This window comes from Thauera sp. 2A1 (assembly GCF_009469595.2).
Lineage (GTDB): Bacteria > Pseudomonadota > Gammaproteobacteria > Burkholderiales > Rhodocyclaceae > Thauera.
The window spans coordinates 1-1,262 of record NZ_SSXV01000119.1 but is presented as its reverse complement, the minus strand read 5'-3'; the positions used below and the strand labels follow the sequence as shown (position 1 = coordinate 1,262).

Below are 1,262 nucleotides of genomic sequence, written 5' to 3'. Positions count from 1 at the left end.
TGTTAAATCCATATTCCAACAACCTTCCAGTGTTACAAACAAAATCATACCACCAGGCATCATATACAGACATGCCCACTCCATAACAATTTACCATAATGCCTCATTGAGCACAGCTCATGAAAAAGCCCGCTGTAGCGGGCTTTTTATCAGAATGGATAACCATCCTTCATTTGCGAGAAGTTATCAACCACCCACGCTTTAACCTGAGCTCGCCCCTGGATATTGGATGGCAGGCGTTCATGTAGCATCCACTCGATAATCTGCTGTGATTTTAGCGTCAGAGCACCACCCCCTTTGGCCTGGAAGGAATTAATCAAATCTAACACCTCATAACCCTCATGACGGCTAAAGCGCGTGGCATCTAGCTTAGTCATTCGTGGATTATCTCCTTGTACAGCCGTCCATGAGTAATCATGGTAATTCATATCAGATCTATTCATCTTTTCTCATCTTCGCCTGAATTATATACGTACATTACGACATAACATTAATAACTCAACAGCCTCATTTACCATAACGTCGCATTACGCGCACCGCTAAAACGCGCTGAACGCGATTCTGCCGCGAACACCGCAAAAAGAGATGTTTTACCAAGCGAAAACCGGAAAAATGCGTCAGGATCGCTTTCAGCTCACTGCATAGCTATGCATGAAAGTGAATGGCGATCGGTTTGGGCGCATACGGTGCCCATGAGACACATTTTCGGACATTTTCAGTTCGTGAATCCCTGACTCATTGCTACATATCTGAACAGACACCCCTAGCAGCGCCCCCAGGGGCGTCCTGTAAAAAAACACACCGCGCCGCTAGCAGCACCCCTAATATAAAATGATGTTTTTTATGAAAATAGTCAGTACCACCCCTAAAAAGCGGTGTTGGCGCAGCTACAACACCGCGCCGACACCGCTTTTTTAAATATCACAAAGAGAGCAAGAAGAACTAATTTGTCATAACTCTCTATTTATAAAGAAAAATCAGCAAAAAATTGTTTTTGCGTGGGGTGTGGGCATTTCAGGCATGAGAACAGACTCGCGTTTTTCCGGAGTATCAGCGGAATTATTGATTAAGAAACACTCGACGCAGAGCGAAATTTTATGCAACAGCGGCTGCACTGCACAGGGATTATTTATCAGTTGATATGCTGTGCCATGATACGTCCTAAAAAAACAGGACAGGATGTGCAATTGTAATACCGTCGCCCGCAACGTCTTACAATTACCACCTGGTCAGGGTCCACCCGACACCCGGTACTGACGGAG

1 protein-coding gene is annotated in these 1,262 nt (G+C 45.1%); it reads right to left on the bottom strand.

Annotated elements, in window-relative coordinates; genetic code table 11:
- Positions 1-149: 149 nt before the first annotated feature.
- The gene (locus GH664_RS22815) at positions 150-377 is read right to left on the bottom strand and encodes a hypothetical protein (protein ID WP_015059041.1); all 228 of its coding nucleotides are present in this window, start codon (positions 375-377) and stop codon (positions 150-152) included.
- Positions 378-1,262: the final 885 nt, after the last annotated feature.